Origin of the sequence: Mesorhizobium sp. M5C.F.Ca.IN.020.32.2.1, from assembly GCF_004023105.1 — a bacterium.
GTDB classification, from domain to species: domain Bacteria; phylum Pseudomonadota; class Alphaproteobacteria; order Rhizobiales; family Rhizobiaceae; genus Mesorhizobium; species Mesorhizobium wenxiniae.
The window spans coordinates 1-3,840 of record NZ_RZSX01000634.1 but is presented as its reverse complement, the minus strand read 5'-3'; the positions used below and the strand labels follow the sequence as shown (position 1 = coordinate 3,840).

At 62.0% G+C, this 3,840-nt stretch carries 5 protein-coding genes; all 5 read right to left on the bottom strand.

Annotated elements, in window-relative coordinates; translation table 11 throughout:
* Positions 1–252 (bottom strand): ATP-binding cassette domain-containing protein (locus tag EOA86_RS25915; RefSeq protein WP_128344294.1); only part of this gene is annotated, 252 nt, incomplete at its 3' end.
* The gene (locus tag EOA86_RS25910; RefSeq protein ID WP_128344292.1) at positions 249–1,049 is read right to left on the bottom strand and encodes an ABC transporter permease; all 801 of its coding nucleotides are present in this window, start codon (positions 1,047–1,049) and stop codon (positions 249–251) included. The genes EOA86_RS25910 and EOA86_RS25915, both read right to left, overlap by 4 nt.
* Position 1,050: 1 nt before the next feature.
* Positions 1,051–1,911 (bottom strand): ABC transporter permease, encoded by an 861-nt coding sequence (locus tag EOA86_RS25905; RefSeq protein WP_128344291.1) that lies wholly within the window; start codon positions 1,909–1,911, stop codon positions 1,051–1,053.
* A gap of 69 nt (positions 1,912–1,980) precedes the next feature.
* On the bottom strand, positions 1,981–2,985 hold the full coding sequence (locus EOA86_RS25900) for an ABC transporter substrate-binding protein (RefSeq protein WP_128344289.1): 1,005 nt from the start codon (positions 2,983–2,985) through the stop codon (positions 1,981–1,983).
* A 65-nt stretch (positions 2,986–3,050) separates the two neighbouring features.
* On the bottom strand, positions 3,051–3,840 hold a 790-nt coding region (locus EOA86_RS25895), incomplete at its 5' end, for an aldehyde dehydrogenase family protein (protein ID WP_128344288.1).

Sequence of the window (3,840 nt, the reverse complement as noted above, 5' to 3'; positions counted from 1 at the left end):
CTGGAACACCATGCCGATATTGCGCTTGTGCGCCGGCACCGACAGCAGCGACCTGCCCTTGAAAAGAACGTCGCCGGATGTCGGATGCTGAAAGCCGGCGATTGCGTAGAGCGTCGTCGACTTGCCAGAGCCGGAAGGGCCGAGAAAGGTCAGGAATTGGCCCCTGGGTATATCGATCGTGACATCGTGCACGGCGACGAAGCTGCCGAACGCCTTGCGCAGGTCGCGAATGGAGAGGAAGAGTTCGGTCATTTCGACAATTTCCGCCGAATGAGTGCGGTTACGATCATCAGGCTCAGCGTCAGGAAAACGAGGAGGCTGGAGGCCGCGGCAATGACCGGGGTCAGATCCTGGCGCAGGCTGCCCCAGATCTTGACCGGCAAGGTCTGCAAGGTGGGGCTGGCCATGAAAATCGCGACCACCACCTCGTCCCACGAGGCGAGGAAGGCGAAGATCGCCGCCGAGAAAATCCCGATCTTGATCGCCGGCAAAGTGACCCGGAGCTTTGCTTCGAATGGGCTTGCGCCGCAGACGATTGCCGCATCCTCGATGGATTTATCAAACCCTTCGAGTGCCGCGGTGATGGGAATGATGGCGAAGGGGAGTGCCAGGACTGTGTGTGCGATGACGAATCCTGCCGTCGTGCCACCAAGCCCGATCCGCAGGAAGAATGCGTAGATGGCGATGGCGAAGACCACGACCGGCAGCACCATCGGCGTCAGCAGAAGGCCGCGAAGCGCGTTGCGCCCGCGAAACTGTCCCCTGACCAGGGCGAAAGACGCCAGGAGCCCGATGGCGACGGCAAGGATCGCAGCCATAGTAGCAATGCGCGCACTGGTCAGCGCCGCTTCGAGCCAGGCCGGATCGGCGAAGAGCTCCTCATACCATTTCAGCGTCCAGCCGAGCGGCGGAAAAGCCAGCCACCGCGACGATCCGAACGACAGAAGCACAATGAAGACCACCGGCAGTAGCAGAAACGCGGCAACCAGGCCGGTGAAGCCGAGAAGTGCTGCACGCAGCCAGCCCAGCCGATCGTAGTCGAGCAGCATCTCAGATACCTCCTGTCATGTGCTTGGCGCCGACGAGGCGCAGCTGCAGCGCGTAGAGCGCCATGGTAACCAAAAGCAGGATGAAAGCCGCCGCGCTTCCGAGCCCCCAGTTGAGCAAGGACTGGATCATCTGGGCGATCAATGCGGCGAGCATCATGTTGGAAGTGCCGCCGAGCAGCGTCGGTGTCACGAAATAGCCGAGCGACATGACGAAAACCATCAGGCCGCCTGCAGCTATTCCCGGAAGCGACAATGGCAGCAGGATGCGGCGGAAGGCCTCGAAGGGACTCGCACCGCACAGAGCGGCGGCGCGCAGCGTCATCGGATCAATGGCGCGCAGGGTTCCGACCAGTGGCAGTATCATGAAGGGCAGCATGATGTAGACCATGCCGATGGTGACGCCGGTCAGGTTGTTGATCAGCGGCAGCGGCTCGCTGATCAGCCCGATATCCATCAGCGTCCGGTTGATGACGCCGGTGCGTTGCAGCAGCACCATCCAGGCATAGGTGCGGGTGAGCAGATTGGTCCACATCGACAGGATGATGATGCCGAAGACGATCGAGCCGAGGGCGGGCGGCATGATCGCCAGCATCCAGGCGACCGGAAACGCCACGATGACGGTGACCGCGGTGACGACGGTGGCGACCAGAAAGGTGTTGAAGAACACCCGCGCATAGGTGCCGTCGCCAAACAGCATTGCGTAGTTGTACAGGCCCGGCACGGGTTCGGTCACGCTACGCAACAGCAACGCAAGGACCGGCACCACGAAGAACAGGGCGATAAGAGTTAGCGCCGGCAAGGCTCCGCCGATGCCATCCGGCCTTCGGAGGATTGGCTGTCGATGAAGCAAATGGCCCGACATGGCGACGATCCCGGCAGCTCAGGCGGGACGCCTGGCGACGCCCCGCCGGTTCATGGGTGAGGTCGGCTTCTATTTGGCCTGCCAGGCGTACCAGCGCTCCGCGATCTTGTCGCGGTTTTCAGCCCAGTAGTTCATGTCGAGGTTGATCTGCCCGTCGACATAGGCGTCCGGCAACGACTTGACGACATCGGCCGGCATTTCGGCCTTGGCTGCCTTGTTGATGGGTGCGTAGCCGCTTGCTTCAGCAAACATTGCCTGGCTTTTCGGGCTTGTCGCTGTGGCCAGGAATTTCATGGCGCTCGCCTTGTTCTTCGAACCCTTGGGGATGACGAGCACGTCGGCGGCGGTCATGTTCTGATTCCAGGATGCGCCGACATCGGCGCCGTCCTGCTTGAGGGCGAAGACACGTCCGTTCCAGAGCTGCCCGAAGGCCGCTTCACCGGAGGCGATCAGCTGTTGCGACTGCGCGCCGCTATCCCACCAGACGATTTCCGACTTGATCGTGTCGAGTCTCTTGAACGCCCGGTCGAGGTCGAGGGGATAGAGCTTGTCTGCCGGCACGCCGTCGGCCAGCAGTGCGATTTCGATGACGCCCGGCGCCGACCATTTATAGAACGTGCGTTTGCCGGGAAATTTCGTCAGGTCGAACATGTCGGCCCAGCCCGTTGGTTCGCCCGACACTGCCCCTTTGTTCCAGGCAAGAACGAAGGAGTAGTAGAAGCTGCCGACCGCATGGTCGGTGGTGAAGCGAGGATCGAGATCGGCTTTCGGCACGACGTTGAAATCGATCGGCTCGAGCAGGCCGTCGTTGGCCGCCTTGATGGCGAAATCCATCTCGACATCGACGACATCCCAGGCGACGCTGCCGCCTTCCACCATGGCCTTCAGCTTGCCATAGTCGGTCGGGCCGTCCTGCAGGACCTTGATGCCGGAACTCGCTTCGAACGGAGCAGCCCAGGATTTGGTCTGCGCTTCCTGGGTGGTTCCGCCCCAGCTGGTGAACACCATCTCATCGGCGTGCGCGGCAGTGGCTGCCAAGAATCCGGCCAAAATGCCGGTCAAAATCAGTTTCATGTCATTCTCCTCTGTTGGTTGCTTGGTTTCTTGTTGTTATGAAATTGCGCGATCGCGGCGCTGCCTCATCGCATGACGAACGGATCCGGGATCGGCTCGTCGGATATCCGTATCCAGACGGATTTCGAGCGCGTGTAATCGCGGATGGCGTCGAGCCCGCCCTCACGGCCGAGCCCCGACTGACCATAGCCGCCGAACGGCACGAGCGGCGAAACGGCGCGGTATGTGTTGACCCAGACGACGCCGGCATGGATGTCGCGCGCCATGCGGTGCGCCTTGGCGAGATTGGTGGTGAAAACGCCTGAGGCCAGGCCGAACGGCGTGTCGTTGGCAAGCGCCAGGGCTTCAGCTTCCGTGTCGAAGGTGAGAACGCTGAGCACCGGACCGAACAATTCCTCGCGCACGCAAGGCAGTCCTGTGTCCTCGGCGTCGATAATGGTCGGTGCGTAGTAGAAACCGCGCGGATGGTCGTCGGGCCTTTTTCCGCCGGTGACCAGCGTCCCGCCATTGGCGAGGCTCTCGGCAACGACCTTCTCGATCCATTCCCGCTGGCGTGGCGTTGCCAGCGGTCCCATTTCGGTGGCCGGATCCTGCGGATCACCAATTTTGATGGCCTCGGCCTTGTGCTTCAGCCTGTCCAGGAACTCGGCCTTTATCGAACGCTCGACAAGCAGCCGCGAGCCGGCGACGCAGCTTTGCCCGGACGCCGCGAAAATCCCGGCCACGACCGCGTTGGCCGCGCTGTCCAGGTCTGCGTCGGCGAAAACGACAACCGGGCTTTTCCCGCCCAGCTCCAGCGTCGTGTAGGCGAGATTTTCCGCCGTGTTGCGGATTATCGCGCGAGCGGTCGAAGGT

Bases quoted from the DNA above. Each gene is read 5' to 3' on its own strand.
- EOA86_RS25910 (WP_128344292.1), bottom strand. From the start codon at position 1,049: ATGCTGCTCGACTACGATCGGCTGGGCTGGCTGCGTGCAGCACTTCTC.
- EOA86_RS25905 (WP_128344291.1), bottom strand. From the start codon at position 1,911: ATGTCGGGCCATTTGCTTCATCGACAGCCAATCCTCCGAAGGCCGGAT.
- EOA86_RS25900 (WP_128344289.1), bottom strand. From the start codon at position 2,985: ATGAAACTGATTTTGACCGGCATTTTGGCCGGATTCTTGGCAGCCACT.